This window comes from Thioalkalivibrio sp. ALMg13-2, assembly GCF_000381185.1.
Taxonomy (GTDB): domain Bacteria; phylum Pseudomonadota; class Gammaproteobacteria; order Ectothiorhodospirales; family Ectothiorhodospiraceae; genus Thioalkalivibrio; species Thioalkalivibrio versutus.
On sequence record NZ_KB906103.1, the window covers coordinates 1 to 24407 of the forward strand.

Genomic DNA, 24407 nt, shown 5'->3' on the forward strand with positions numbered 1-24407 from the left:
TGCTGAGCTGGCTCGCCAACGAGCAGAGTCGCCGGCGCTCGCGGCGGGTCGCGGAGCAGCACTACGACCTCTCGAACCGGCTCTACGAGGCCATGCTCGGGCCGACCATGCAATACACCTGCGCCTATTACGGCCCCGACGGGGCCGACGCGACCCTGGACGAAGCCCAGCGCGCGAAGCTGGACCTGATCGCGCGCAAGCTGCACCTGGAGCCGGGTATGCGCGTGCTCGAACTGGGCGGCGGGTTCGGCGAGCTGGCCCGGTTTCTGGCCGCGGAGCACGGATGCGAGGTGGACAGCTACAACATCAGCAGTCAGCAGGTGGAGTACGCGAGAGGGCTTTGCGAGGGCCTGCCGGTCGACGTTCGGCAGCAGGACTACCGCGAGGCGGCCAATGAATCCCGGCAATACGACCGTGTCCTGAGTGTCGGTCTGATGGAGCACGTCGGGCCGAAGAACTTTCGCGCCTTCTTCGATCTGGCCCGGGCCCGCCTGAAGCCCGGCGGCCTGGCGCTGGTCCACACCATCGGCGGCAACATTAGCCGTGGCGGCACCGACCCCTGGATCGCGAAATACATCTTCCCCGGTGGCGTGATCCCATCCGAGGCGCAGCTCACCCGGGCCAAGGAGGGGCTGTTCGTGCTCGAGGACTGGCACAACTTCGGCCCGGACTATGACCGCACCCTGATGGCCTGGGACGACAATTTCGTCGCCGCCTGGCCGGAGCTGAAACAAAGCGAAGGCCTGGATGAACGCTTCTACCGGATGTGGCGCTATTACCTGCTGAGCTGTGCCGGCGCCTTCCGGGCGCGCCAGCTGAATCTCTGGCAGCTCGTGCTCAGCCACGGGGATCTGCCGCGTTACGAGCCGGTCCGATGAGCAGCGCCGCCTGGGCCGCCCACCGCAATCGTGTGGAGGCGATGGCCGCGGCGCTGGCCGGGTCGGACGGACCGGTGCGCCTGAGAAAGTCCACCAGCAACCTGTTCAGGCCGCGCCAGGAGGCCCGCCGGACCGAGATCGACGTGGCTTCGCTCAACCACGTGATCGAGATCGACGCCGAGGCCGGCGTTGCCGAGGTGGAGGGCATGACGACCTATGCCGACGTGGTCGACGCAACCCTGCCGCACGGCCTGGCACCGGCCATCGTGCCGGAACTCAGGAGCATCACGGTCGGCGGCGCGACCACCGGGATCGGCATCGAGTCGGGCGCGTTCCGCTACGGCCTGGTGCACGACACGGTGGACGAGCTCGACGTCATGGTCGCCGACGGCCGCGTGTTGACCTGTTCGCGCGAGCAGCGCCCGGAACTGTTCTACGGCTTTCCGAACTCCTACGGCAGCCTCGGTTACGCCACCCGGGTCCGGCTGCGGCTGATTCGGGTGGGGCCTTATGTGCGGCTCGAGCACACCCGCTTCCGCGACCCCGAAGAACTGTTCGCCGCGATCGCCGAGGAATGCGCGCACCCGACCTGTGCGTTTCTCGATGGCGTGTACTTCGCACCCGGCGATTACGTGCTGACCCGCGCGCATTGCGTGGAATCGCTGCCGGCGGGCACCGAGGCCAGCGACTACACCTGGATGCGCCAGTACTGGGAGAGCCTGCGCGAACGGCGCGAGGATTATCTGAGCATCCACGACTACCTCTGGCGCTGGGACACCGACTGGTTCTGGTGCAGCAGGAATGTCGGCGCCCACCTCAAGCCGGTGCGGCTGCTTCTCGGGCGCAAACGCCTGTCGAGCGTGACCTACCAGAAGATCATGCGCGCCAGCCGCCGCTGGCCGCTGAGCCTGCTCCACGCGGTTCGCCCGCGCAGCGAGGCGGTGATCCAGGACGTCGACATCCCGATCGCCAGCGCCGCGGCGTTTCTGGCCGATTTCGAGGCCGAAATCGGGATCCGTCCGGTGTGGATCTGCCCATTTGTCGTGCCCGAGGCCGGGTTCTCGTTGTTCCAGCTGCGTACCGATACCGCGTACATCAACTTCGGCTTCTGGGACATGGTCCGCTCCAGCGAGCCCGACGGCTATTACAACGCGAGGGTCGAGGCACTGGTCGCGAAGCACGGCGGCAAGAAGAGCCTGTACTCGCGCAGCACCTACGACGAAGCGACCTTCTGGCAGAACTACGACCGCCCGGCCTACGAGGCCCTCAAGCGCGAATGCGATCCCGAAGGACGCTTTCCGGGACTCTATGAAAAGGCGGTGCAACGGGGCTGAGGCCGGTTGGGTCTCGAGGCCGGAACCGCTCGTCCACACCCTGGTGCGTCGCGCGCCGGGAAACCGCGGCGACCGGCAAGAGCGCGATCGACGGTCAACGCAGCGTTGCGCGTCCAGGGTGCCGCGGGCCGACCCCGTTAACGCGGCACGCAAAATGAGTTAACGGATGCTTTGACAGGGGGCGGGGAGTCGGTAGAATACGCGGCTCGAAGACGACAGGCGCGTAGCTCAGCTGGTTAGAGCACTACCTTGACATGGTAGGGGTCGTTGGTTCGAGTCCAATCGCGCCTACCAATTTGTTGAAAAAAGCGAGTCAGGGTCCGCCCGGCTCGCTTTTTTTATGCCTGGGCGGTCGGTATCGACAGGGCGCGTACGCGGCGTCAGGCTGGCACCGGGCGTGCCATTCGATATAAGGGGGCATCGCGTCGGGCGATTGCTTGTTCATGCTTGATTCGTATCGGTTTTCCTGGCTTCTGGCAGTGCTGTTTCTGGCACTCGCGGCCGGTTGTGCGCCGTTGCAGCCGGCGCCGGAACGCGGATGGCAAGCGCTGGAGCCCCCCGCCTCAGAAGGACCGCTGGCGGAGTGGCTGGAAGGATTTGCGCCGGCCCGCGATCACGGCAAGACGGGATTCCGGCTGCTGGACGAGGGGGCCGAAGCCTTCCGCTGGCGGGTGATGAGCGTGCGCATGGCGCGCGAACGAATCCAGGTGCAGGCCTATATCTGGCGCGACGATGCTGCCGGACGGGTGTTGATGGGCGAATTGCTCGGGGCGGCCGATCGTGGCGTTCGGGTCTCGTTGCTCCTGGATGACGTCGACGCGCGTGGGCGGGACGCGACGCTGGCCGCGATTGCGCAGCATCCGAACGTTGAGGTTCGGATCTTCAATCCCTTCCGTACGCGCGAGGGCCTGCTGCGGGCCAGTGCCGAGTTCTTTTTTCGTGGTAGCGACCTGAACCACCGGATGCACAACAAGGCCTGGGTGGTGGACGGGCGCCTGGCGATTACGGGCGGGCGCAATGTCGGGGACGAGTACTTCGAGGCGAGCCCCGATTACAATTTTGCGGATCTGGATCTGGTGGTGGTGGGGCCGCTGGTGCGCGAGATCGACCGGTCGTTCGTGGAATTCTGGAACAGTCCGGGCGCGATCGGAGTCGAGCGCGTTGCGCGAAAGGACGGTTCGCCGGAGCGCCTGGCAATGCAGCAGGGGTCCTTGCGAGCCTGGCTGGCGCAGAATCACACCCATCCCCTGATGCAGATGGAACCCCTGAATGGGCAACCGGTGCCGCAGCCGATTGCCGACCCGGCGGCATATGTGTGGACGACGCAAGCCGAGTTCGTGGTCGATGACGAGGCCAAGGCGCGTGCACGAGGCGATGGCTCGCGCGTTGCGGACGCCCTGGGTGAGCGGCTGCTGGGGGTGGAGAAGGAACTGCTGATCGTCTCGCCGTACTTTGTGCCGGGGCGCGACGGGACGGCCCAGCTGTCGCGGATGAGCGAGTCGGGGGTGCGTGTACAGGTGCTGACGAACTCGCTGGCGGCCAACGATGTGGCCTTTACCCATGCCGGCTATGCGCGACGGCGACATGCGTTGCTGGATGCACGCGTCGAGCTGTTCGAGCTGCGTCCGACCGGGCCGCCGCGCTGGGCGCGCCTGGAGCGCGATCGCGGCATCGACGCCTCGCAGGCCAGCCTGCATTCCAAGCTGCTGGTTTTCGACCGCGAGGAGGCCTTTGTCGGCTCGTTCAACCTGGACCCGCGCTCGGCGCATACGAACAGCGAGTCCGGTGTGTTCCTGTCCGAGCCGGTTTTGGTGGAGCAGCTGGCCGCGCTGCATCAACGGGGGATTCGGCCGCAGGTGGCCTACCGGGTGGAGCGGGATGCATCCGGTGGTCTGGTATGGCGGGACGGTTCCGGAAATGCCTACCGCCAGGAGCCCAAGGCCGGTCTGTGGCGTCGGTTTGTGTCCGGGATGACCCGGATCCTTCCCGTCGAGCCGTTATTGTAGGCGGACCGTCCCGGCGAGAGCGCACAACATAAAGGGAGAGCGAGACATCATGGATTGTGGACAGTGTGGCAAGCAGAACCCGCCAGAGGCGCGGTTTTGTATTCAGTGTGGTGCGCCACTGGCGGCCGGAGTCGGTAGTGACGACGGCCCGCCCGAGGCGCGCGCAGCCTACGGTGGCTTCTGGGTGCGCGTGGGGGCCTATCTGCTGGATGCGGTGATTATCGGTGTGCCGCAGATCGTGGCGCAGGCGCTGATCAGTCCGGAGACCCTGGCTGCGCGCGGGCCGGATGATCCCGTGCCGCCGGGGGAGGCGGCCTGGTTTCTGGTGAATGTTGTGGTGGCCTGGCTGTATTGGGCCGGCATGCACAGCTCCCAGTACCAGGCGACGTTGGGCAAGATGGTGTTCGGGCTGCGGGTGGTGGACTTCCAGGGCGAGCGGATCTCGTTCCTGCGTGCGACCGGGCGGCATTTCGCGACCATCCTGTCCGGGCTGATCCTGATGATCGGCTACATCATGGTGGCCTTTACCAAGCGTCGGCAGGCCTTGCATGACCTGATCGCGCAGACCCTGGTGGTGCGCAAGGAGTGGGTGCGCTGATTGTGCTAGGGACGACGCCCGACTGCCGGTTCGAGCCGCAGCGCGCGCCATGAGTGAGGCGGCGAAGCATTTCGATGTGGTCGTGATCGGGGGCGGAGCGGCCGGGCTGATGTGTGCCCTGACGGCGGGCGACCGCGGGCGCCGGGTGCTGGTGCTGGACCACGCCAACCGGGTCGGGAAGAAGATCCTGATGTCGGGCGGCGGCCGCTGCAACTTCACCAACATGTACTGCGAGCCGGAGAATTTCATCTCCGCGAACCCGCATTTCGTGAAGTCCGCGCTCAGCCGCTACAGCCAGTGGGACTTCGTCGCCCTGGTGGACAAGCACGGCATTCCCTACCACGAGAAGAAGCTGGGCCAGCTGTTCTGCGACCATTCGTCGAAGGACATCGTGCGGATGCTGCTGGACGAGTGCGCGGCGGCCGGTGTCGCGGTGCGCACCGACACGCCGGTGACGGATGTAGAAACGGGCACGCCGCACCGCCTGCAGGCCGGTGCGGAGGCCATTGCCTGCGAGTCGCTGGTGATTGCCACGGGCGGCTATTCCATCCCGCGCATGGGGGCCACCGGATTCGGGCTGGACCTCGCGCGCTCGCTGGGGCTGCCGGTGCAGCCAACCCGTCCGGCCCTGGTGCCGTTCACCCTGAGCGGGCGGCCCCTGGAGGAGCTGGAGGGGCTGTCGGGGGTGGCGCTGGATACGGTGACGACGGCCGGGGGCATGGGGTTTCGCGAAAATCTGCTGTTCACGCATCGGGGATTGAGCGGGCCGGCGGTGTTGCAGGCGTCGTCCTACTGGGAGGAGGGGCAGGCGGTGGCGATCGACCTGTTCCCGGGCATTGATCTGGCGGCGCATTTGCGCGAACTGCGCGAACAGCGACCGAAGCTGGAGCTCAAGAGTGTGCTGGGCGAGCAGCTGACGCGCCGGGTTGCGCAGCGCTGGTGCGAGCTGTGGGTGGAGAACCGGGCGCTGGAGCACTTGAGCAACGCGGATATCGAGCAGGTAGTGGCCGCTTGTCAGCCATGGACGGTGTGGCCCGCAGGGACCGAGGGTTATCGTACGGCGGAGGTCACCCTGGGCGGGGTGGATACCGCTGCGCTGTCATCCAAGACGATGGAGTGCCGGACGATCCCGGGCCTTTACTTCATTGGCGAGGTGGTGGATGTAACCGGGCACCTGGGTGGCCACAACTTCCAGTGGGCTTGGGCCTCCGGACACGCCGCGGGCGAGTACGCCTGAGCGGTTTTCGTGCGCCGTGCACACGGCCTTTCGTGCTGTTCCGGAAACTGTGGTGGGGTTTTCCCTGTCGGGTTGGAAGAACCCGCGGAGGGTGACTACTCTTCGAAGGCAGTCCCACGCAGAAACCCAAGGAGCAGGCATGAAGATCGATCAGTTGGTAGAGACGGCCGAAGCGATGGTGGCCCCCGGCAAGGGCATCATCGCCATTGATGAATCCACCGGGACGATTGCCAAGCGCCTGGGCGCGGTCGGTGTCGAGAATACCGAGGAGAACCGTCGCACGTACCGCGAGCTGTTGCTGACGACGCCGAAGCTGAAGGAGTACATCTCGGGCGCGATCCTGTATGACGAGACGCTTCGCCAGTCCACCCGTGACGGCAAGCCGTTCGTGGACGTGATGAACGAGGCCGGCATCCTGCCCGGCATCAAGGTCGATACCGGCGCGAAGGATCTGGCCGGCTTCCCCGGGGAGAAGGTGACCGAGGGCCTGGACGGGCTGCGCGAGCGGCTCGAGGAGTACGCGCGGATGGGGGCCCGGTTTGCCAAATGGCGCGCGGTCATCACCATTGGCGAGACCATGCCCACGGATACCTGCATCGAGTCGAATGCGCATGCCCTGGCACGGTATGCCGCACTGTGCCAGGAGCACGGGATCGTGCCGATCGTGGAGCCGGAGGTCCTGATGGATGGCGACCATGACATCGAGACCTGTTACGGCGTGACCGAGGCGACCCAGCGGGCCGTGTTCCGGGCGCTGTACGAGCATCACGTGCTGCTCGAGGGCACCATCCTCAAGGCCAGCATGGTGCTGCCGGGCAAGGACTGCCCCGAGCAGGCCAGTGTCGAGGACGTCGCCCATGCGACCCTGCGCTGCCTGGAATCCGCCGTGCCGGCGATCCTGCCGGGGGTGGTGTTCCTCTCGGGCGGGCAGAGCGACGCCGATGCCACCAATCACCTGGACGCCATGAACCAGATCGGTGGGACACCGTGGCCGCTGTCCTTCTCCTATGGCCGTGGCATGCAGCAGGCCGCGATGGAGCTTTGGGGCAAGGATCCCGCCGCCAATTTCGAGAAGGCCCAGCAGACGGTGTTCGAGCGCGCCCGGGACAACGGGCTGGCGGCCCAGGGAAAGTACGGGGCCTGAGGTCGCCGCCTGCCAACCGCGGTGCGCAAGCGCGGCAAACGGATCGCCGTATATATTGATCTGGATCAAGAAAGACCGTCGGAAGGCTGGCTAGCCTGAGATCGTCGGATCCGATCCTCGGCCCAGCAAGGGATGCACGATCCCCCAGCGTGCGCTGCGGGCCGATTGCTTCCGACGGTGTATGTCGCGTCTTGGCCTGCTATCTCCGGATAGCAGGCTTTTTTGTGTCTGCACCGGTGCGAAATGTGACGGGCGTGGCAAAAAGATGGAAATTCGCCAACACTCAGGAAATGGCGTGTTTTCCTCCCGATCTCCATCAAACAGCGCCAAAATACGCTGTTGTTGTGCGCATTCCCCCGTCCGGTCCGGGGAACATTCGCGGTGGCCGTGCGTCGTGAGCTTGGTAAGGGGTGCGATTGGCGTCCCGGATAAAACCAAGCCACCAAGGAGATCCATATGAGTCTTACGCGCAGAGAGTTTCTCGAAGCCATGGTCGCGGCCAGTGCCGCCGGCTTCTCGATGAATGCCTGGGCAGGCGAGAAGGGGTCCTGGAAGCCGGCCGATGCAAACATGTACGACCTGCCGAAATTCGGCAACGTGTCGCTGCTGCACTACACCGACTGCCACGCGCAGCTGAAGCCGGTGCACTTCCGCGAGCCGGACGTGAACATCGGCGTGGGCGATATGCAGGGCAAGCCGCCAGTGCTGGCCGGCAAGGAAATGCTGGAATATTTCGATATCCAGCCGGGCACGCCGCTGGCGCATGCTGTCACCCATATGGACTTCAAGTATGCGGCCGAGAAGTACGGTCGTCTGGGTGGGTTCTCCCATCTGTCCACGCTGGTCCAGAAGCTGCGCGCGGATCGCCCGAATTCCCTGTTGCTGGATGGTGGGGATACCTGGCAGGGCTCCGCCACCTCGCTGTGGACGAACGGGCAGGACATGGTCGATGCGCAGAAACTGCTGGGCGTGGACATCATGGTCGGCCACTGGGAGTTCACCTTCGGCGACGACCGGGTGATGGAGATCATCGAGAACGACTTCAAACCCAATAACATCGAGTTCCTGGCGCAGAACATCGAGGATCGCGACTGGGGCGACCCGGTCTTCGAGCCCTATACCATCCGCGAGATGAATGGCGTGCCGGTCGCCGTGATCGGCCAGGCGTTTCCCTATACATCCGTGGCCAACCCTGACTACATGTTCCCGGACTGGAGCTTCGGTATCCGCGACGAGAACATGCAGCGCATGATCGACGAGTGCCGCGAGAAGGGCGCCAAGGTGGTGGCGATCCTGTCGCACAACGGCATGGTCACCGACATGGAGATGGCTCGTCGCCTGCGCGATGTGGACATCATCATGGGCGGGCACACGCATGACGCGGTGCCGGGCGCGATGGAGATCGAGAATGCCGGCGGCGAGACCACGCTGGTCACCAATGCCGGCTCCAATGGCAAGTTCCTTGGTGTGATGGATCTGGATGTGACCGATAGCGGCATCCGCGACTACAAGTTCACCCTGCTGCCGGTGTTCTCCAACCTGATCGAGCCGGACGCCGAGATGGAGGAGCACATCCGCACCGTGCGCGAGCCCTATGAGGACAAACTGAATGAAGAACTGGCCGTAACCGACGGTGTTCTCTACCGCCGCGGCAATTTCAACGGCACCTTCGACGAGGTCATCATGGATGCGATGATCAAGGAAATGGATGCCGAGGTGGCCCTGTCGCCCGGCTTCCGCTGGGGCATTAGCGTCCTGCCGGGTTCGCCCATCACCTTCGAGGAGTTGATGACGCAGACCGCGACCACCTACTCGGAGACGCAGCGCAACGAGATGACCGGTGCGCAGCTGAAGAATGCCCTGGAGGACGTGGCCAACTCGATCTTCAATGCCAACCCCTACCATCACCGCGGCGGGGACATGGTGCGGACCTCCGGCATCGAATACACCATCGATCCGCACGAATCGATGGGTAGCCGTATCAGCGACATGCACATCAACGGTGAGCCGCTGGACCCGGACAAGAACTACGTGGTGGCCGGCTGGGCCAATGTCCACGAGCCGCTGGATACCGATCCGGTATGGGATGTGGTCGCCGGGTATCTGCGCGATCGCGACACCATCAGCCCCGGCAAGCCCTACCTGCCGAAGCTGAAGAACGTGGCGGGTGATCCTGGCCTGGATCGCTGATCGGCGTTTGGCTTGGCCTGTGCAAGCGGGCCGGGTAGTCTCGCAGCCGCCGTGCACCATTGGGGTGTGCGGCGGCTTTTTTGTGTGGGAGAGGGGTTCTGGGATGGGAACGAGCGGATCAGGCTTTTCCGGCCTGCTGCTGTATTGTCGCGCGGGCTTCGAGGCGGACCTGACGGCCGAGCTGACCGACCGCGCAGCGCGCGCGGGGCTGGGTGGCTTTGCGCGGGTGCAGCCAGGCAGCGGGTACGTCCATTTCGAGCCGGCCGGCTGCACGGTGGAGGGGCTGGCGCGCGCCTTGCCCTTCGAGGAATTGATCTTTGCGCGGCAGGTCTTTCCGGCGTTGCCCGCACTCGAGGGCCTGGATCGCGCGGATCGGCTGACGCCCATCATCGAACAGGCGTTTGCAGCCGGATGCCCGGTGGATTCCATCTGGCACGAGATGCCCGATACCAACGAGGGCAAGGGCCTGCGCCGGTTGATCAAGGCCGTGGAACGCCCGCTGGCCTCCGTCCTGCGCAAACGCGGGGTGCTGCGGGCGCAGGCAGGCGGGCTGCGCCTGCATGTGTTCTGGCACTCCGGCGACTGCGTGCAACTGGGCCTTAGCCGGCCCGGTGAACGCAGCGAATGGCCGGGCGGGATCTTGCATCTGCGCTCGCCGCGCGAGGCGCCCAGCCGGTCGACCCTGAAGTTGGAGGAGGCCTGGCACACCTTCATCCCGCGGGGGGCCTGGGACACCCGCCTGGCGCAGGGGATGCAGGCCGTGGACCTGGGCGCGGCTCCGGGCGGCTGGACCTGGCAGCTGGTGCGACGCGGTATGTACGTGCACGCAGTAGATAATGGCCCGATGGATGCCCCGTTGATGGCAACCACCCAGGTGGAGCACCACCGCGAGGACGCCTTCTCCTGGGTGCCACCGAAATCAGTCACCTGGCTGGTCTGCGACATCGTGGACAAGCCCTCGCGGGTGGCCGCACGCATGGCGGACTGGCTGGAGGCCGGCTGGTGCCGCGAGGCCATCTTCAATCTCAAGCTGCCGATGAAACAGCGCTGGCAGACCGTATACGACTGCCTCGACCACATCGAGGAACGCCTGCTGGATGCCCGAATCACCCACCGGATGCGGGCGCGCCAGCTCTATCACGACCGCGAGGAGATCACCGTGCATGTAGAGCGGGGCTGAATTGGATGTACTCGCCCTGACGCGACCGTTTTGCGTCCGAAATTGCACGAATAAGCGTCCCATTGGGCGGTTTTTGTGGGCATAAAAGATTTGGAGTCAGGTGGTTACCGTGGTCCGACCCTGGCGGTCACCCGTCGGGCCGGGCGGTGGCCATGTACCATATTCCAGGACCGCAGGAGAGGGTTGCGGTCGGACCCCTGCACCTGGACTGAAGAGGCCTGCTAATGACTCCCGCCACCGAAGACGCCCCTGATCCGCAACGGGAGACTTCGGTTCCGGCCAGTGACGGTTCCGCCACGATCGAAGAGTTGTTGCTTGGCCTGCAGGCGCAGCTCGCCGAATCCGACTCCCAAGCCGCTGTCTGCGATTTCCTGCAAGGCCTGGATGAACAGGCCATCGCCTTGTTGCTGGAATCGTTTCCATTCCGTGAGCGGGAACGCATCTGGTCCTGCATACCTCAAGACCAGCGCGGGGAGGTATTGGCCGAAGTCGGCGTGGATGCCCGCGAGCATTTGATGGCGGACATGCCGGTCGAGGAGGTCACGGCCCTGGCGCAGGATCTTCCACCGGAAACGGTGGCGGAGCTCCTGGACACGATCGACGATCCGATCCGAGAATCCGTGATCGAAACGCTGGCCGCGGGAGTGCGACACCATGTCACGACGCTTCATGGCTACGATGACGATGCGGTCGGGCGTTACATGGATCCCGAAACCACCAATGTGAAACCGGATGTAACACTCGAGGCCGTTCAACGGTTTGTCCGCATTAGTCACTCGCTGGACAGCGAGTCGCAGGAATTGCTGGTCACGGACAAGGATGCCCGCCTCGTTGGCTCGCTACGTCTGGTCGACCTCGTGCGCAACCATCAAAAAAGGACGGTTGCCGATTTCATGTACATGCCGACGTGCCTGCTCGACACCATGGATATCCGCAAGGCGGCAACCATCCTGCGTGCCCGGGAACTGCCGTTTGCGCCCGTGGTAGACGCCGAAGGCGTCCTCGTAGGTCAGCTGAACATGAGCCACATCATGGAGATCGTGCGCGAGGATGCGGACGCGACCCTGCTCGGGATGGCCGGGGTCAAGGAAGAAGGCGAGCTGTTCGCACCGATCCGGTTCAGTATTCGCAGTCGGGGTATCTGGCTCGGCATCAATCTGGCAACGGCCTTTCTGGCCGCCTACGTCATTGGCCAGTTCGAGGCCGTGCTCTCGCAGGTCGTCGCCCTGGCGGTACTCATGCCCGTGGTGGCCAGCATGGGGGGTATTGCCGGGAGCCAGACCCTGACCGTGGTCATCCGTGGCCTGGCCATGGGTCAAATCGCCGGTACGAATCGCTGGTGGCTCTTGAACAAGGAGCTGTGGGTCGGCCTGGCCAACGGGATTATCTGGGCATTGGTTGTCGGCCTAGTGGCCCATTTGTGGTTCCAGGACCTGGCGATCAGCCTCATCATCACGCTGGCGATCATCATCAACATGACGGTGGCCAACGTGGCCGGGATCACCATACCGCTGACCTTGAAACGCCTCGGCATGGACCCCGCTCTTTCCGGAGCGGTCATCCTGACGACCGTCACCGACGTGGTCGGGTTCCTGTCATTCCTGGGGCTGGCGACGCTGCTGATTCTGGTCTGAGCTTCGTGTTTCAAGCCTTCCCGGGCCTCGCGGCATTCGCCGATCCGGGTACGCGTTGATGAGGTCCGGGATTACGGTGCACGTGGAGCGGGGTTGAGGCGGGTTCTACTCGCCCTGGACCGTAATCGTGAGCTTGCGCGAGTGGGCGGCGCCAGCGGTGCTCCCAGATATGGTTCGTGGGATCAACGGTCGTACCCTGCGTTAGGTTGACCGAAAGCCGCGATTCGCCCTGGACCGCGCACCAACTGTCGGTAGAGCCGCATCGGCCGTCGGGTTGACCGTACAGCGCGAATGTGGCGCCTATTCGCGCTGAGCGCCCCCCTCGCGCAGGGTTTCTTCGAGTAGTGTCTTCACGCCGGACGGAAACGACCAATTTGTGTATCGGGGTTTCCAGCGACCACCAAGGTTCCGGGCGGTTTCCTTAAGCCGTGCGTTGAGATCTTTGTCGAAGGCCGACCACAGCGTGATACCCCAAGGGTAAGTGCGGATTACGATGGGCACACCATCCCAACGCCATTTTTCTTGCTCGGGTTTCGTCTTGCGTTCTGAGGTCTCCGCCGGAACAGCCGGCTTGCGGGCATTCTCTCGGATTTGTTCAAGGATGGGATGGTAAAGCCACAGCCGGTTAAGAGGGTCCTCCAGAACTTGCTGGCGCAGCAGCTCCCAGCTCCATTCAAGGTTCGGGTTGCCCGCCAAGTGGATTTCCATGGCGGGATGTCCAAGATTGGCCAGGCGTTGTCTTTTCCCCTGGTCTGCGAAATGGCTGACGGCGATCTCGATCAGAATCGGTTGGCCGGCGTACTCAGCGACAACGTCCGCGCGGATCAGCCCGGAGGCAAGGGCCACTTCGGGCTTCGGGTCATGGAGGTTGGCAATCCCGTCGGGCGGCATCCATGCGCCGCCAGAGTCGCTCGGTTCACATTCCAAGCTCGTTAGTTCTCGCGCAAGTGGGGGCAGGGTGATCCATCTTTCTTGCAGGAGGATCTGCTTGGCCGCTTGATGCAGTGCGCTCTCTCCGGTGCCCCCGCAGTCCGCACCGCTGCTGTGGGCGAAGTGCCATTGCCGTACCTGACCCTGCCGCGCGATGACGACCTCGCCGCACTCGGGGCAGCAACAGTCGCAGGCCTTGCCCTTGGTAACGTCGTGGATGGAAACGATCTGGCCCGCGTTGTTGCGGGCAAAGGACTGCAGTAGCGTGGACTTCTCCATGGTGACCTCCAGAAGGACCTGTTGATGGAACACTCAGAGGCAAAGTTGGCTTCGATTGCCGCGCCAAAACAGGGAGTAGAAACCGGAAAAACCGGTTTTCACGAGCGCGCGGCGGCGCGCAAGCTGCTGGAAATCTCGGAGGAATGGCTGGCTTCGGAGTCGAAACCAAACCCCGTCAGGCTCCTGCGCTGCCTATGTGAAATGACCGCAAAGTCCGAGGACTCGGAAGAGCCCTGGTTTACAAATAAGGCCTTGGCTCAATGCGCGGTTCGCGAGGGCGTAAGCGCCTCGATGTGGGGCGTCGGATCCGATGGCCGTATCGACGACGAGGAATCCGCAAGAAAGGCAGTCACGAACACATGGAAGGATGTGGAAGACCTTTGGTCCAGGAAGTCGCAAGGAGTGCAAGAGCGATTCAAGGATGCGGGTTGGCCGTCCTGTCCCCGACCCGAAAAACAGAAGAGCGAGGGCGGGAGAAACAAGCCAGCCAAGTACTTCATCAAGCTGGATCCGATTTCCGAGTCCGAGGGGCCCTCGGACTCTCCGCCTGACACCGTTTCACCGTACGGGGTGCGTTACTACACTGAAGATCTTCAACTCGGACGGGGGGCTAGAGCCGCTTTGGTTCGAGGCTGGCCGATCACGGGTTGGCGAGCGGTTCTGACAGGATTCCTCATCTTTCTCGTTGTCTCACTGGGTGCTGTTGGAGCCTGGGTGTCGCTGGTGTCGATCGCACAGGCGTCCACTACCGGCCACGTCGTTGCCGTGGCAATGGTGGCGGCGCTGGCGGCAGGACTGGCTTGGTGGGTCGTAGGGCCGCTGGAAAAACTCTCTCGAAACCGGATCGCCCTGGCTCCCTTCTGGATGCAGCGCGCCACCAGCGGCTGGGATGACCGTGTGCTGGAACTGCGCACGGACTTTGCCCATGGAGTGAATCGTCTCTATCTCGCCCATTATTCGGCCGATTGCCCGATCTGCTCCGCACCGGTACATGTCGCCGCCGGTGGTCGCGAGTTCTATGGGCGATTAGTCGGGCGCTGTGCGGCTTCACCTGCTGAGCATGTTTTCTCGTTCGACCACGTGACGCGGACGGGCTTGCCCCTGCGAAGACATATCCAGCTCTGATTGCGCGCTGGATCCTCTCCTTGCGACAGGCCTGTTTTCGCGGTCCAGTCACGTAGGAATGTGCTGTTCAGGTAAGTCCGCGATGGACGGCGGCTGCCTACGCCATGAGCGTCCACAAGGAGGTATTGCCGTTGGCCACGTCGGACGCTGATCGCGCTGAGCGCTCATTGCTGCAACAATCGCGTGGGGATTGTGGCTCGGGGTAACCCGCATATCGAGTTCATTGAGGGAGAGCTGTAGTTGAACACGGAGAATCATTCGGAGACGGCGGCGTGGATCTGGTCGGTGGCGGATCTGCTGCGGGGGGACTTTAAGCAGTCGCAGTACGGGCGGGTGATCCTGCCGTTCACGCTGCTGCGGCGGCTGGAGTGCGTGCTGGAGCCGACCAAGGACGGCGTCCTGGCCGCCGCGAAGGAGCACGAGAACAAGTCGGAAACGGTTCGCGAGCAGCTTCTGCTGCGCAAGGCGGAGCAGCCGTTCTTCAACACCTCGCCGCTATCGCTGGGCAGTCTGTCGGACACGCAGACGGCCGAGGACCTGATGAGCTACATCGAGTCCTTCAGCTCGCATGCCCGCGAGATCTTCGATCACTTCCACTTCGAGGACTTCGTCGAGCAGCTCGCGGCCAACAACCTGCTGTACCAGGTGGTGCAGCGCTTCGCTGCCATCGACCTGCGCCCGGCGCGCATCTCCAACTTCGGCATGGGCCTGATCTTCGAGGAGCTGATCCGCAAGTTCGCGGAGAGCTCCAACGAGACGGCGGGGGAGCACTTCACCCCGCGCGACATCGTGCACCTGACCACCTCGCTCGTGCTTACCGGGCAGGAGCACAAGCTCAAGCCGCACGGCATCGTCACCGTATACGACCCGACCTGCGGCACCGGTGGCTTCCTGTCCGAGAGCGATGAATACGTCCAGCAGATCAGCCAGGACGTGACCGTGTCCCTCCACGGGCAGGAACTGAACCCCGAGTCCTACGCCATCTGCAAGGCGGATATGCTGGTGAAGGGCCAGAACGTCGAGAACATCAAGCTCGGTAACACGCTCTCCGACGACCAGCTCGACGATCTACAGGCCGACTTCATGCTCGCCAATCCGCCGTTCGGCGTGGAGTGGAAGAAGGTCCAGAAGCAGGTCACCGACGAGCACAACCACAAGGGCTTCAACGGCCGTTTCGGCCCCGGCCTGCCGCGCGTGTCCGACGGATCGCTGCTGTTCCTGCTGCACCTGGTCAGCAAGATGCGCGACCCGCGCAAGGGCGGCTCGCGCATCGGCATCATCCTCAACGGCTCGCCGCTGTTCACCGGCGCCGCCGGCAGCGGCGAGTCCGAGATCCGGCGCTACCTGCTGCAGCACGACATGGTGGAGGCCATCATCGGCCTGCCCACCGACATGTTCTACAACACCGGCATCGCCACCTACATCTGGGTGCTGAACAACAACAAGCCGGCCGAGCGCCGTGGCCGGGTGCAGCTCATCGACGCCACCGACCGCTACGCCAAGATGCGCAAGTCGCTGGGCTCCAAGCGCCAGTACATCGACGACGCCAACATCGACGCCATCGTGCGCACCTACGGCAGCCTGGAGGAGAGCGACAAGAGCAAGTTCTTCCTCAATGAGGCCTTTGGCTACCGCCGCATCACCGTCGAGCGCCCGCTGCGCCTGAACTTTCAAGCCAGCCCCGCGCGCATCGAACGCATGCTGGCCGAGAAGCCGATCCAGAAGCTCGACGAGACCACCCGCCTCGGCGTGCAGGCCGCCTGCGAGCGGCTGGACGCCGAGCGCGTCTACACCAACCGCGAGGCCTTCCTGAAAGACCTGAAGGCCGAGCTGAAAGACCTCGGCATCAAGCTGGGCGCGCCGGCCCTCAAGTCCATCTGGAACGCACTGAGCGAGCGCGACCCCGAAGCGGACATCTGCACCGACAACAAGGGCAACCTGGAGTCCGACAGCGACCTGCGCGACACCGAGAACGTCCCGCTGGGCGAAGACGTGTTCGATTACTTCGAACGCGAGGTGAAACCGCACGTGCCCGACGCCTGGATCGACGAATCCAAGCGCGACGAGCAGGACGGCGACATCGGCATCGTTGGCTTCGAGATCCCCTTCAACCGCCACTTCTACGTGTTCCAGCCCCCGCGCGCGCTGGAGGAGATCGACGCGGACCTCAAGGCCGTCACCACCCGCATCAAGCAGATGATCGAGGAGCTGTCGGCGTGAGCTTCCCGAGGTACCCCGAGTACAAGGACTCCGGTATCGAGTGGCTGGGCGAGGTGCCGGCGCATTGGAAAGTGAAACGACTGCGATATGTGGCGGAGCTGAACCCATCAAAATCCGAGATCCGATCATTGCCGGAAGAGACCCGGGTGAGTTTCATCCCGATGGAGGCCGTGGGTGACGATGGCTCCCTTGTCCGGGGTCAGACCCGTGCGCTTCACCATGTGATTGATGGCTACACGTACGTCCGTGAAGGTGACGTGGCTGTGGCGAAGATCACGCCCTGCTTCGAAAACGGGAAAGCGGCAATGATGCGTGGTCTGACCAATGGAGTGGGACTTGGCACGACGGAACTAACTGTTCTTCGTCCACGAGGCCCGGTTACCACGAGCGCTTATCTTTTCCGGATCGTCACGTCGGAGCCGTTCCGGTGGTTGGGTGAATCACACATGTACGGAGCCGGCGGGCAGAAGCGTGTTCCGGACGATTTCCTGCGCGATTTCTCAATTGCATGGCCATCTAGGGAGGAGCAGGCCGAGATTTCCGCCTTCCTCGACCACGAGACTGGAAAGATCGATGCGCTGATCGAGGAGCAGCGGCGGCTGATCGAGCTGCTGAAGGAGAAACGGCAGGCGGTGATCTCCCACGCCGTCACCAAGGGCCTCGAACCTAACGTGGCCATGAAGGACTCCGGCGTCGAGTGGCTGGGCGAGGTCCCGGCGCATTGGGAAGTTCATCGGCTAAAATACGTAAGCCCGGAAATTACCGTTGGTATCGTGGTGGAGCCGTCCAAATACTATGTGGATGAAGGTGTTCCTGCGCTTCGATCGGTGAATGTAAAACCCGGAGGGGTGTCCCGAGATAACCTTGTGTTTATCTCCCTTGAATCAAATGACCTGCACTCGAAGTCTAAGATTTACTCTGGTGACCTTGTAGCGGTTCGGTCTGGGCAGCCAGGAACAACCGGTGTGGTCCCAGAAGATCTTGACGGATGTAACTGTATCGATCTGATTATAATCAGAAAGCCGGACAGAGGAAGTGAGTGGTTCTTGAGTTGGTATCTAGGTTCCGATAGCGCGATCCGGCAGTTTTCTGAAGGGTCTGGCGGTGCGATACAGCAACATTTCAATATTGGAACGGCGTCCAATTTGTTGATTGCCTGGCCGCCATTTGATGAGCAATTTCGGATCGTTCAGTTCATCGAGCGAGAAGCAACCAGGCTCGATAGGCTCATCGATGAGGCCGAGCAGGCAATGTCCCTTTTGTCCGAACGCAAATCAGCGCTGATCTCCGCGGCCGTCACCGGAAAGATCGACGTGCGGGGCTGGTCGGTTGGGGCCGAGTCGGAAGAGCCGGAGCTGGCGATGGTCGCCGAGGAGTCGGCCGGGTATTCGACGCAAGGTGGTGCGGCATGACCCAGGGTCGCAGCATCCGCTTGTTCCTGGTCGACGGCACGCCGCACGGGCTGTTGACGGCGGAGATCATGAACTGGACCGGGCATGTGCTCACCGGACCGCGCGGCAAGCTGAGCGAGCTGGTGCAGCGCCCGGAGTGCGGGCGCACCGGTGTGTACTTTCTGGTGGGGCCGGATGCGGAGAACAGCGTGCGCCCGCAGGTCTACATCGGCGAGTCGGATGATGTCGGCAAGCGGCTCAAGCAGCACAACCGCACCGAGGAGCAGGGCGGCAAGGACTTCTGGGAGAAGGTCTGCCTGATCACCAGCAAGGACCAGAACCTGACCAAGGCCCACGTGAAGGTCCTGGAGAGCCTGCTGATCCAACAGGCCCAGCGCGTGGGCCGCTGCACCCTGATCAACGGCACTCGCCACGACTACATCGGCCTGCCCGAGGCCGACCAGGCCGACATGGCCTTCTTCCTGGAACAGATCCGCACCGTGCTGCCGGTGCTCGGTTTCGAGTTCCTGCGCGATGCCAGCCGTCCGCCTTCACGGGATGTGGCGGAGGGCGCCACGGCTGCCAGTGATGAAACTCCGGCCTCGCCACGGTTCCGCCTGAGCTTCCCGAAATACGGCATCACCGCCTACGGGCAGGAGGCGGAGGGCGAATTCTTTGTACTGGAGGGTTCGCAGGCACGTCGGGAGTGGGCCGCCTCGGGTCACAACTACCAGCGCCTGCATCAGCAACTGCGCGAGGAGGGCGTGCTGGTCGAGGGTGAGAACGACCTGCTGCGCTTCTCCCGCGACTATGCATTCTCCAGCCCCAGTGCCGCGGCGGCCATGGTGGTTGGGAGATCGGCCAACGGGCGTACCGAGTGGAAGCGGGAGGACAACGGCCAGTCCTACGCCGAGTGGCAGGACCAGTTGGTGAGCCGAGCAGGGGCTGTCATCGATGAAGACTGATGATGACGGGCCACTGGGCGGACCGGGATGCGGACAGGCCCCTCGGCATCGGCCCCGTTCCTGCAACCGGGCCTGGCGCGAGGGCTTTCTTTCGGCTAAATAGTTTACCGGATAGGTAAACGTGTATATTCTTGTACATAGGTCCCGGCATGGAAGTCGATTACAAGGACGCACCACTGGAGGCCCTATGCCTGCAGCAACGCAGGGCCCAGAAGGAACTGGGGAGCGCCTCTGCCCGCAAGCTGCGCGCGCGTCTGGCGGACTTGTTTGCTGCGGACAATCCCACCGAGCTGGTGGCCGGACATCCGCATCCGTTGAAGGGGGATCGCGAGGGCTGGTTCTGCGTATCCCTGAGTGGTGGAGTGCGGTTGTGCTTCGAGCCCGCGGAGCAACCCTGGCCGCGAAAGCCGGATGGCGGGATCGCGTGGGGTGCGGTGGATCGCGTCCTTGTTGTATGGATCGGTGATTACCATGACTGAATTTGCGCAAGCCAGAACGCCGGACTGGGTGTCTCCGCCTGGAGAGACCATTGCCGATCTGCGCGAGGAGCAGGGCTGGACACAGCGGGAGCTAGCCCAGCGGCTGGATTACAGCCCCAAGCATGTCAATCAGCTTATTAAGGGGAAGGTGCCGCTTTCGGAAGAGACCGCGCTGCGGCTGGAGCGCGTACTGGGTGGTACCGCCCGCTTCTGGCTGGAACGCGAGGCACAGTATCGCGAGGCCCTGACACGGAAGGAGGAACTCGAGACGCTGGCAACGCAGGCATCCTGGCTGAAAGAACTGCCCCTGACGGAGATGATGCGCCTCGGGTGGATACGGCGCTTTTCGCACAAGGGCCAGCAAGTCGCCGAGTGCCTTGGCTTTTTTGGCGTGGCCTCGGTGGACGCCTGGCGTGGGCGGTACTCGGAGGGTGCCGCGGCTTTCCGGGCCTCACCAACCTTCGAGCGGAAGGGTGCGGCCGTGGGGGCGTGGTTCCGGGAGGCAGAACGGTTGGCGTCCAAGATCGACTGCGGGCCCTTCGACCGAAAGGGGTTTGAACAAGCTTTGGAGCGCTTACGGGCACTGACCAGTCAATCAAGTCCGGCAGCATTCATTCCCCCGCTGGTGGAGCAATGCCGCCGAGTCGGCGTAGCGGTCGTTTTCGTGGAAGCGCCAAAAGGGTGTCCGGTCAGTGGTGCAACGCGCTGGCTGGCTCCGGACAAGGCACTCATTGCCTTGAGTCTGCGGCACAAATCGAATGATCACCTGTGGTTTTCGTTTTTCCATGAGGCGGCCCATCTTTTGCTCCACGGCAAGCGCGTGGCTTTCGTGGACGCGGAAGGCGAACTCGATGGCAAGGAAGAACAGGAAGCCAATGCCTTCGCCGAAAATCACCTGATCCCGCCGGAAACCTGGCAGGAGCTAACCGGTTCCGCCTTGTCGCGAGATGCCGTGTTGCGGTTCGCTCAGCAAGTCGGTGTGGCACCGGGTATCGTGGTCGGGCGTTTGCAAAAGGAGGGCCTCCTGCACTGGGGTGCGATGAACGATCTAAAGGTCCGATATACACGGGAGCGCAAGACCGGCTGAACGGTTAGGCGCAGGGGCGAACGAAGGCCACAGGGAGCAGCATGGCGGACAGCAGGGAAGCACAGTTCCAGCAGGACATCATCGACGCGATGACCGCCGATGGCTGGCTGACCGGTCCGGCCGGCGGTTATGACGCGGCGAACGCGTTGTATACCGAGGACCTGGTCGGCTATCTGCAGGAGGCCTGGCCGGAACGCTGGGAGAAGTTCGCCGCGAAGAACCCGCAGGACCCGCAACGGGCCCTGGTGCGCGCGGTTACCCGCGAGCTGGAGCGCGGCGGCACGCTGGACGTGCTGCGCCACGGCATCAAGACGCCCGGCGTGAAGCTGGATCTGTGCAGCTTCAAGCCCGACCACGGCATGAACCCCGAGTCCCAGGCCCGCTACGGCGCCAACCGCCTGCGCGTGGTGCCGGAGGTCTCGTACTCGCCGCATGCCCGCAGCGGGGAGTACAACCCACGGCTGGATCTGGTGCTGTTCGTTAACGGTATCCCCACCGCCACGCTGGAGCTGAAGAGCGAGTTCAAGCAGTCGGTGGAGAACGCCAAGCGCCAGTACCGGCGCGACCGCCCGCTGAAGGACCCGGTCACCCGCAAGCCCGAGCCGCTGCTCACCCCCAAGCGTGGGGCGCTGGTGCATTTTGCGGTCAGCCAGCACGAGGTAGCGATGGCGACCCGCCTGGCCGGCAAGGACACCTTCTTCCTGCCCTTCAACCAGGGCACCGAGGACGGCGGGGCCGGCAACCCCGCGCCCCCGGACCCGGACAGCTATGCCACCGGCTACCTGTGGCAGCAGGTGTTCCAGCCCGATGCCTGGTTAAAGGTGCTCGGGCGCTTCCTGCATCTGGAGCAGAAGACGGTCGAGGACTTCCACGGCAAGCGCAGCAAGAAGGAGACCCTGATCTTCCCGCGCTTCCACCAGTGGGACGTGGTGAACCAGTTGATCGCAGCCACGCGGGAGGAAGGCGCCGGCCAGCGCTACCTGATCCAGCACAGCGCGGGCTCCGGCAAGTCCAACTCGATCGCCTGGATCGCACACCAGCTCGCCTCGCTGTACGACGAGAGCGGCCAGAAGCTGTTCAACTCCGTGGTGGTCGTCACCGACCGCACGGTGCTGGACAGCCAGCTCCAGGACACCATCTACCAGTTCGAACACGCGCATGGGGTGGTGCGGCCCATCACCCGCGATGTCGGCAGCCAGAGCAAGTCGGAGCAACTGGCCGAGGCGCTGGCCGAGCAGACCCGCATCATAATAGTGACCATCCAGACCTTCCCGGCACTGTTCGATGCGCTGGACAAGCGCCCGGAGCTGGCCACCGGGCGCTACGCGGTGATCGCCGACGAGGCGCATTCCTCGCAGACCGGCTCCTCCGCCACCAAACTGAAGGCCATCCTGGGCACCGACAAGCCGGAGGGTGAAGAGATCAGCGCCGAAGAGCTGATGGATGCCGCCGTCGCCTCGCGCAAGCCGACCGAGCGCATCAGCTACTACGCCTTCACCGCGACGCCCAAGGCGAAGACGCTGGAGCTGTTCGGCCGTCCGCCGGATCCGGACCTGCCGGCTTCGGCCGACAACAAGCCCGAGCCGTTCCACCTGTACTCCATGCGCCAGGCGATCGAGGAAGGCTTCATCCTCGACGTGCTGAAGAACTACACCACCTACTCGACCGCCTGGAAGCTGGCGCACCCGCATGGCGATGACGAAGAGGTGGAGTCGCGCAAGGCCTCGACCAAGATCGCCCGCTGGGTGCGGCTGCACCCCCACAACATCAGCCAGAAGGTCGAGGTGATCGTCGAGCACTTCCGCGCCAACGTGCGCCACCTGCTGGATGGCCAAGCCAAGGCAATGGTGGTGACCGGCAGCCGGCAGGAGGCGGTGCGCTACGCCCTGGCGATGCGCGAGTACATCCAGGACAAGGGCTATGGCGACGTGCACGCACTGGTGGCGTTCTCCGGTTCCGTACTGCCGGACGAGGTGATCCCCGAGGAGGTGACCGAGCACAGCTCGCTGCTGAACCCGGGCCTGAAGGGGCGCGACCTGGCCGACGCGTTCAAGACCGCTGAATACAACGTGATGATCGTCGCCAACAAGTTTCAGACCGGGTTCGACCAACCCAAGCTCTGCGCCATGTACGTGGACAAGAAGCTGCAGGGCGTGGAGTGCGTGCAGACGCTCTCCCGTCTGAACCGCACCTTCCCGGGCAAGGAGGACACGTTCGTCCTCGACTTCTTCAACGATGCCGAAGACATCCTCGAAGCCTTCCGCCCCTACTACAACAAGGCCGAACTCGCAGACGTCTCCGACCCGAACGTGGTCTACGACCTGCAGCATAGCCTGGACGCCTCAGGCATCTACCACTGGGACGAGGTCGAGAACTTCGCCCGCGCATTCTTCGATCCCAAGGTCAACGCAAGCCAGCTCAGCTACTACTGCCAGCCGGCAAAGGAACGCTACACCACCCGCTACAAGGCCGTGCTGGAACAGATCCAGACCTGGAAGGCCGCCTACGCCCAAGCCGAGCGCAATGGCGACAAGCCCGGCCTACACCGAGCCGAGCAGGAGCTGAAGGACGCCCACACCACCCGCGACGAGCTGGACCTGTTCCGCAAGAACCTCCAGAGCTTCGTGCGCAGCTACGAGTTCCTCTCGCAGATCGTCGACTTCGAAGACCGCGAGCTGGAACAGCTCAACGTGTACGCCCACGAACTGCACCCACTCCTTCGCCCCGAAAATCTAGAAGAAGACGGGATCGACGTCTCCGAGCTGGAGTTGACCCACTACCGCCTGAACAAGCGCGCCGAACACCAACTCAACCTCGGCGAAGAGGGTGAGGACTACGACGGCCTCAAACCCCTCTCCGACGTCGGCTCTGGCAAGCCCCACGACCCGGAGAAGAAACGCCTCTCCGAGATCATCGACCAGCTCAACGACCTCTTCGGCGCCGAAGTGAGCGACGAAGACAAACTCCAGTTCGCCAACGGCATCGCCGACCGCATCCGCCGCGACGAGTCCGTGATGGCCCAGGTCGAGAACCACAGCCCCGACCAAGTGATGCACGGCCTGTTCCCCAAACGCGTCACCGACACCGTCCTCGACGCCATGACCGACCACGAAAAACTCTCCATGCAGGTCCTGGACGATCCCGAACGGCAACGTGACTTCGCCCTGCTGATCCTGCGCCTGCTGACCGCGGGCACAGGCGATCAAGGACAGACCGCCACGAGGATCGGTCGATGATGATCGCTCTCACTCATGCGGCGCGACTCTTCCCGTCGCGTTCCCGGTCGGAGCGACGGGCTGAGCCGTCGATACCGCTCCCCGACCAGCTTGCCAGCTACGATATGCACGCCAAGCGCGCAGGTGCTCCCTTCGCAGCGCCTGGCGGGTATATCGGAGTTATATGGAATCCGTATGGCTCCAATACCCCCGATTCTGTCTAACAAACCGATATGCGCGAAGAGGTGATCAGAAGTGCAACTAAAGTACGATTCAAGAATAGAGGGTGAGTTTGAAGGCTGGAACGGTGATCGTGTCTTCGAGCTCACGAATGGTAGTAAATGGCAGCAGAAGAGGCACAAGTACAAGTATAGATACAAGTATCGTCCAAAAGCAAAGATTTGGCAGGACGGCAGTACCCACTATCTTGAAGTCGACTGTATGAATGAAAATATCGAGGTTCGGCGAGTCTATTGAATCATCAGGTGCGGACAGGTTTGACGCATAACACGTCG

The 24407-nt window shown here is 63.5% G+C and carries 17 protein-coding genes and 1 tRNA gene; 17 read left to right on the forward strand and 1 reads right to left on the reverse strand.

What is annotated here, in order from left to right; all coding sequences use genetic code 11:
• The 10 genes from F618_RS14725 to F618_RS0103860 form a co-directional block, all read left to right on the forward strand.
• Positions 1–878 (forward strand): cyclopropane-fatty-acyl-phospholipid synthase (locus F618_RS14725; RefSeq protein ID WP_019567786.1); only part of this gene is annotated, 878 nt, incomplete at its 5' end.
• Positions 875–2212, forward strand: coding sequence for an FAD-binding oxidoreductase (locus F618_RS0103820; protein WP_019567787.1), 1338 nt, complete (start codon positions 875–877; stop codon positions 2210–2212). The genes F618_RS14725 and F618_RS0103820, both read left to right, overlap by 4 nt.
• 217 nt (positions 2213–2429) lie before the next feature.
• A tRNA-Val gene (locus tag F618_RS0103825) sits at positions 2430–2506 on the forward strand.
• A gap of 149 nt (positions 2507–2655) precedes the next feature.
• Positions 2656–4218, forward strand: a complete 1563-nt coding sequence (locus F618_RS0103830) for a phospholipase D family protein (RefSeq protein WP_019567788.1) — start codon at positions 2656–2658, stop codon at positions 4216–4218.
• A gap of 49 nt (positions 4219–4267) precedes the next feature.
• A complete protein-coding gene (locus F618_RS0103835) occupies positions 4268–4816 on the forward strand; it encodes an RDD family protein (protein ID WP_018145771.1) in 549 nt (182 codons plus the stop codon).
• 49 nt (positions 4817–4865) lie between these two features.
• Complete coding sequence (locus tag F618_RS0103840) at positions 4866–6053, forward strand: NAD(P)/FAD-dependent oxidoreductase (protein WP_019567790.1); 1188 nt, start codon at positions 4866–4868, stop codon at positions 6051–6053.
• A gap of 139 nt (positions 6054–6192) precedes the next feature.
• A complete protein-coding gene (locus tag F618_RS0103845) occupies positions 6193–7197 on the forward strand; it encodes a class I fructose-bisphosphate aldolase (RefSeq protein ID WP_018145769.1) in 1005 nt (334 codons plus the stop codon).
• Positions 7198–7653: 456 nt separating this feature from the next.
• Entirely contained in the window at positions 7654–9387 is a 1734-nt protein-coding gene (gene soxB, locus F618_RS0103850) for a thiosulfohydrolase SoxB (RefSeq protein ID WP_019567791.1), read from the forward strand.
• Between the two features lie 103 nt (positions 9388–9490).
• On the forward strand, positions 9491–10567 hold the full coding sequence (gene rlmM, locus F618_RS0103855) for a 23S rRNA (cytidine(2498)-2'-O)-methyltransferase RlmM (RefSeq protein ID WP_019567792.1): 1077 nt from the start codon (positions 9491–9493) through the stop codon (positions 10565–10567).
• Positions 10568–10791: 224 nt separating this feature from the next.
• Positions 10792–12201 carry a magnesium transporter gene (locus F618_RS0103860; RefSeq protein ID WP_018650178.1) on the forward strand — a complete coding sequence of 470 codons (1410 nt, stop codon included), beginning with the start codon at positions 10792–10794 and terminating at the stop codon, positions 12199–12201.
• Positions 12202–12501: 300 nt separating this feature from the next.
• On the opposite strand, the gene F618_RS0103865 is transcribed toward F618_RS0103860, so the two are convergent.
• Positions 12502–13410 carry a competence protein CoiA family protein gene (locus tag F618_RS0103865; protein WP_026331132.1) on the reverse strand — a complete coding sequence of 303 codons (909 nt, stop codon included), beginning with the start codon at positions 13408–13410 and terminating at the stop codon, positions 12502–12504.
• A gap of 24 nt (positions 13411–13434) precedes the next feature.
• On the opposite strand from F618_RS0103865, the gene F618_RS0103870 reads away from it, so the two are divergent.
• The 7 genes from F618_RS0103870 (at position 13435) to F618_RS0103900 (ending at position 23913) form a co-directional block, all read left to right on the forward strand.
• On the forward strand, positions 13435–14535 hold the full coding sequence (locus tag F618_RS0103870; RefSeq protein ID WP_019567793.1) for a hypothetical protein: 1101 nt from the start codon (positions 13435–13437) through the stop codon (positions 14533–14535).
• Between the two features lie 240 nt (positions 14536–14775).
• Entirely contained in the window at positions 14776–16755 is a 1980-nt protein-coding gene (locus tag F618_RS0103875; protein WP_019567794.1) for a class I SAM-dependent DNA methyltransferase, read from the forward strand.
• The gene (locus F618_RS14730) at positions 16752–18167 is read left to right on the forward strand and encodes a restriction endonuclease subunit S (protein WP_019567795.1); all 1416 of its coding nucleotides are present in this window, start codon (positions 16752–16754) and stop codon (positions 18165–18167) included. Before F618_RS0103875 ends, F618_RS14730 begins: the two co-directional genes overlap by 4 nt.
• Positions 18164–19111 (forward strand): GIY-YIG nuclease family protein, encoded by a 948-nt coding sequence (locus F618_RS0103885; protein WP_019567796.1) that lies wholly within the window; start codon positions 18164–18166, stop codon positions 19109–19111. Before F618_RS14730 ends, F618_RS0103885 begins: the two co-directional genes overlap by 4 nt.
• 149 nt (positions 19112–19260) lie before the next feature.
• The gene (locus F618_RS0103890) at positions 19261–19590 is read left to right on the forward strand and encodes a type II toxin-antitoxin system RelE/ParE family toxin (RefSeq protein ID WP_019567797.1); all 330 of its coding nucleotides are present in this window, start codon (positions 19261–19263) and stop codon (positions 19588–19590) included.
• Entirely contained in the window at positions 19583–20677 is a 1095-nt protein-coding gene (locus F618_RS0103895) for a helix-turn-helix domain-containing protein (protein ID WP_019567798.1), read from the forward strand. Before F618_RS0103890 ends, F618_RS0103895 begins: the two co-directional genes overlap by 8 nt.
• 41 nt (positions 20678–20718) lie before the next feature.
• The gene (locus tag F618_RS0103900; protein ID WP_019567799.1) at positions 20719–23913 is read left to right on the forward strand and encodes a type I restriction endonuclease subunit R; all 3195 of its coding nucleotides are present in this window, start codon (positions 20719–20721) and stop codon (positions 23911–23913) included.
• The last annotated feature ends 494 nt before the right edge of the window (positions 23914–24407 follow it).

Bases quoted from the DNA above. Each gene is read 5' to 3' on its own strand.
- F618_RS0103830 (WP_019567788.1), top strand. From the start codon at position 2,656: ATGCTTGATTCGTATCGGTTTTCCTGGCTTCTGGCAGTGCTGTTTCTG.
- F618_RS0103865 (WP_026331132.1), bottom strand. From the start codon at position 13,410: ATGGAGAAGTCCACGCTACTGCAGTCCTTTGCCCGCAACAACGCGGGC.
- soxB (WP_019567791.1), top strand. From the start codon at position 7,654: ATGAGTCTTACGCGCAGAGAGTTTCTCGAAGCCATGGTCGCGGCCAGT.
- F618_RS0103885 (WP_019567796.1), top strand. From the start codon at position 18,164: ATGACCCAGGGTCGCAGCATCCGCTTGTTCCTGGTCGACGGCACGCCG.
- F618_RS0103895 (WP_019567798.1), top strand. From the start codon at position 19,583: ATGACTGAATTTGCGCAAGCCAGAACGCCGGACTGGGTGTCTCCGCCT.
- F618_RS0103840 (WP_019567790.1), top strand. From the start codon at position 4,866: ATGAGTGAGGCGGCGAAGCATTTCGATGTGGTCGTGATCGGGGGCGGA.
- rlmM (WP_019567792.1), top strand. From the start codon at position 9,491: ATGGGAACGAGCGGATCAGGCTTTTCCGGCCTGCTGCTGTATTGTCGC.
- F618_RS0103845 (WP_018145769.1), top strand. From the start codon at position 6,193: ATGAAGATCGATCAGTTGGTAGAGACGGCCGAAGCGATGGTGGCCCCC.
- F618_RS0103870 (WP_019567793.1), top strand. From the start codon at position 13,435: ATGGAACACTCAGAGGCAAAGTTGGCTTCGATTGCCGCGCCAAAACAG.
- F618_RS0103900 (WP_019567799.1), top strand. From the start codon at position 20,719: ATGGCGGACAGCAGGGAAGCACAGTTCCAGCAGGACATCATCGACGCG.
- F618_RS0103860 (WP_018650178.1), top strand. From the start codon at position 10,792: ATGACTCCCGCCACCGAAGACGCCCCTGATCCGCAACGGGAGACTTCG.
- F618_RS0103835 (WP_018145771.1), top strand. From the start codon at position 4,268: ATGGATTGTGGACAGTGTGGCAAGCAGAACCCGCCAGAGGCGCGGTTT.
- F618_RS0103820 (WP_019567787.1), top strand. From the start codon at position 875: ATGAGCAGCGCCGCCTGGGCCGCCCACCGCAATCGTGTGGAGGCGATG.
- F618_RS0103890 (WP_019567797.1), top strand. From the start codon at position 19,261: ATGGAAGTCGATTACAAGGACGCACCACTGGAGGCCCTATGCCTGCAG.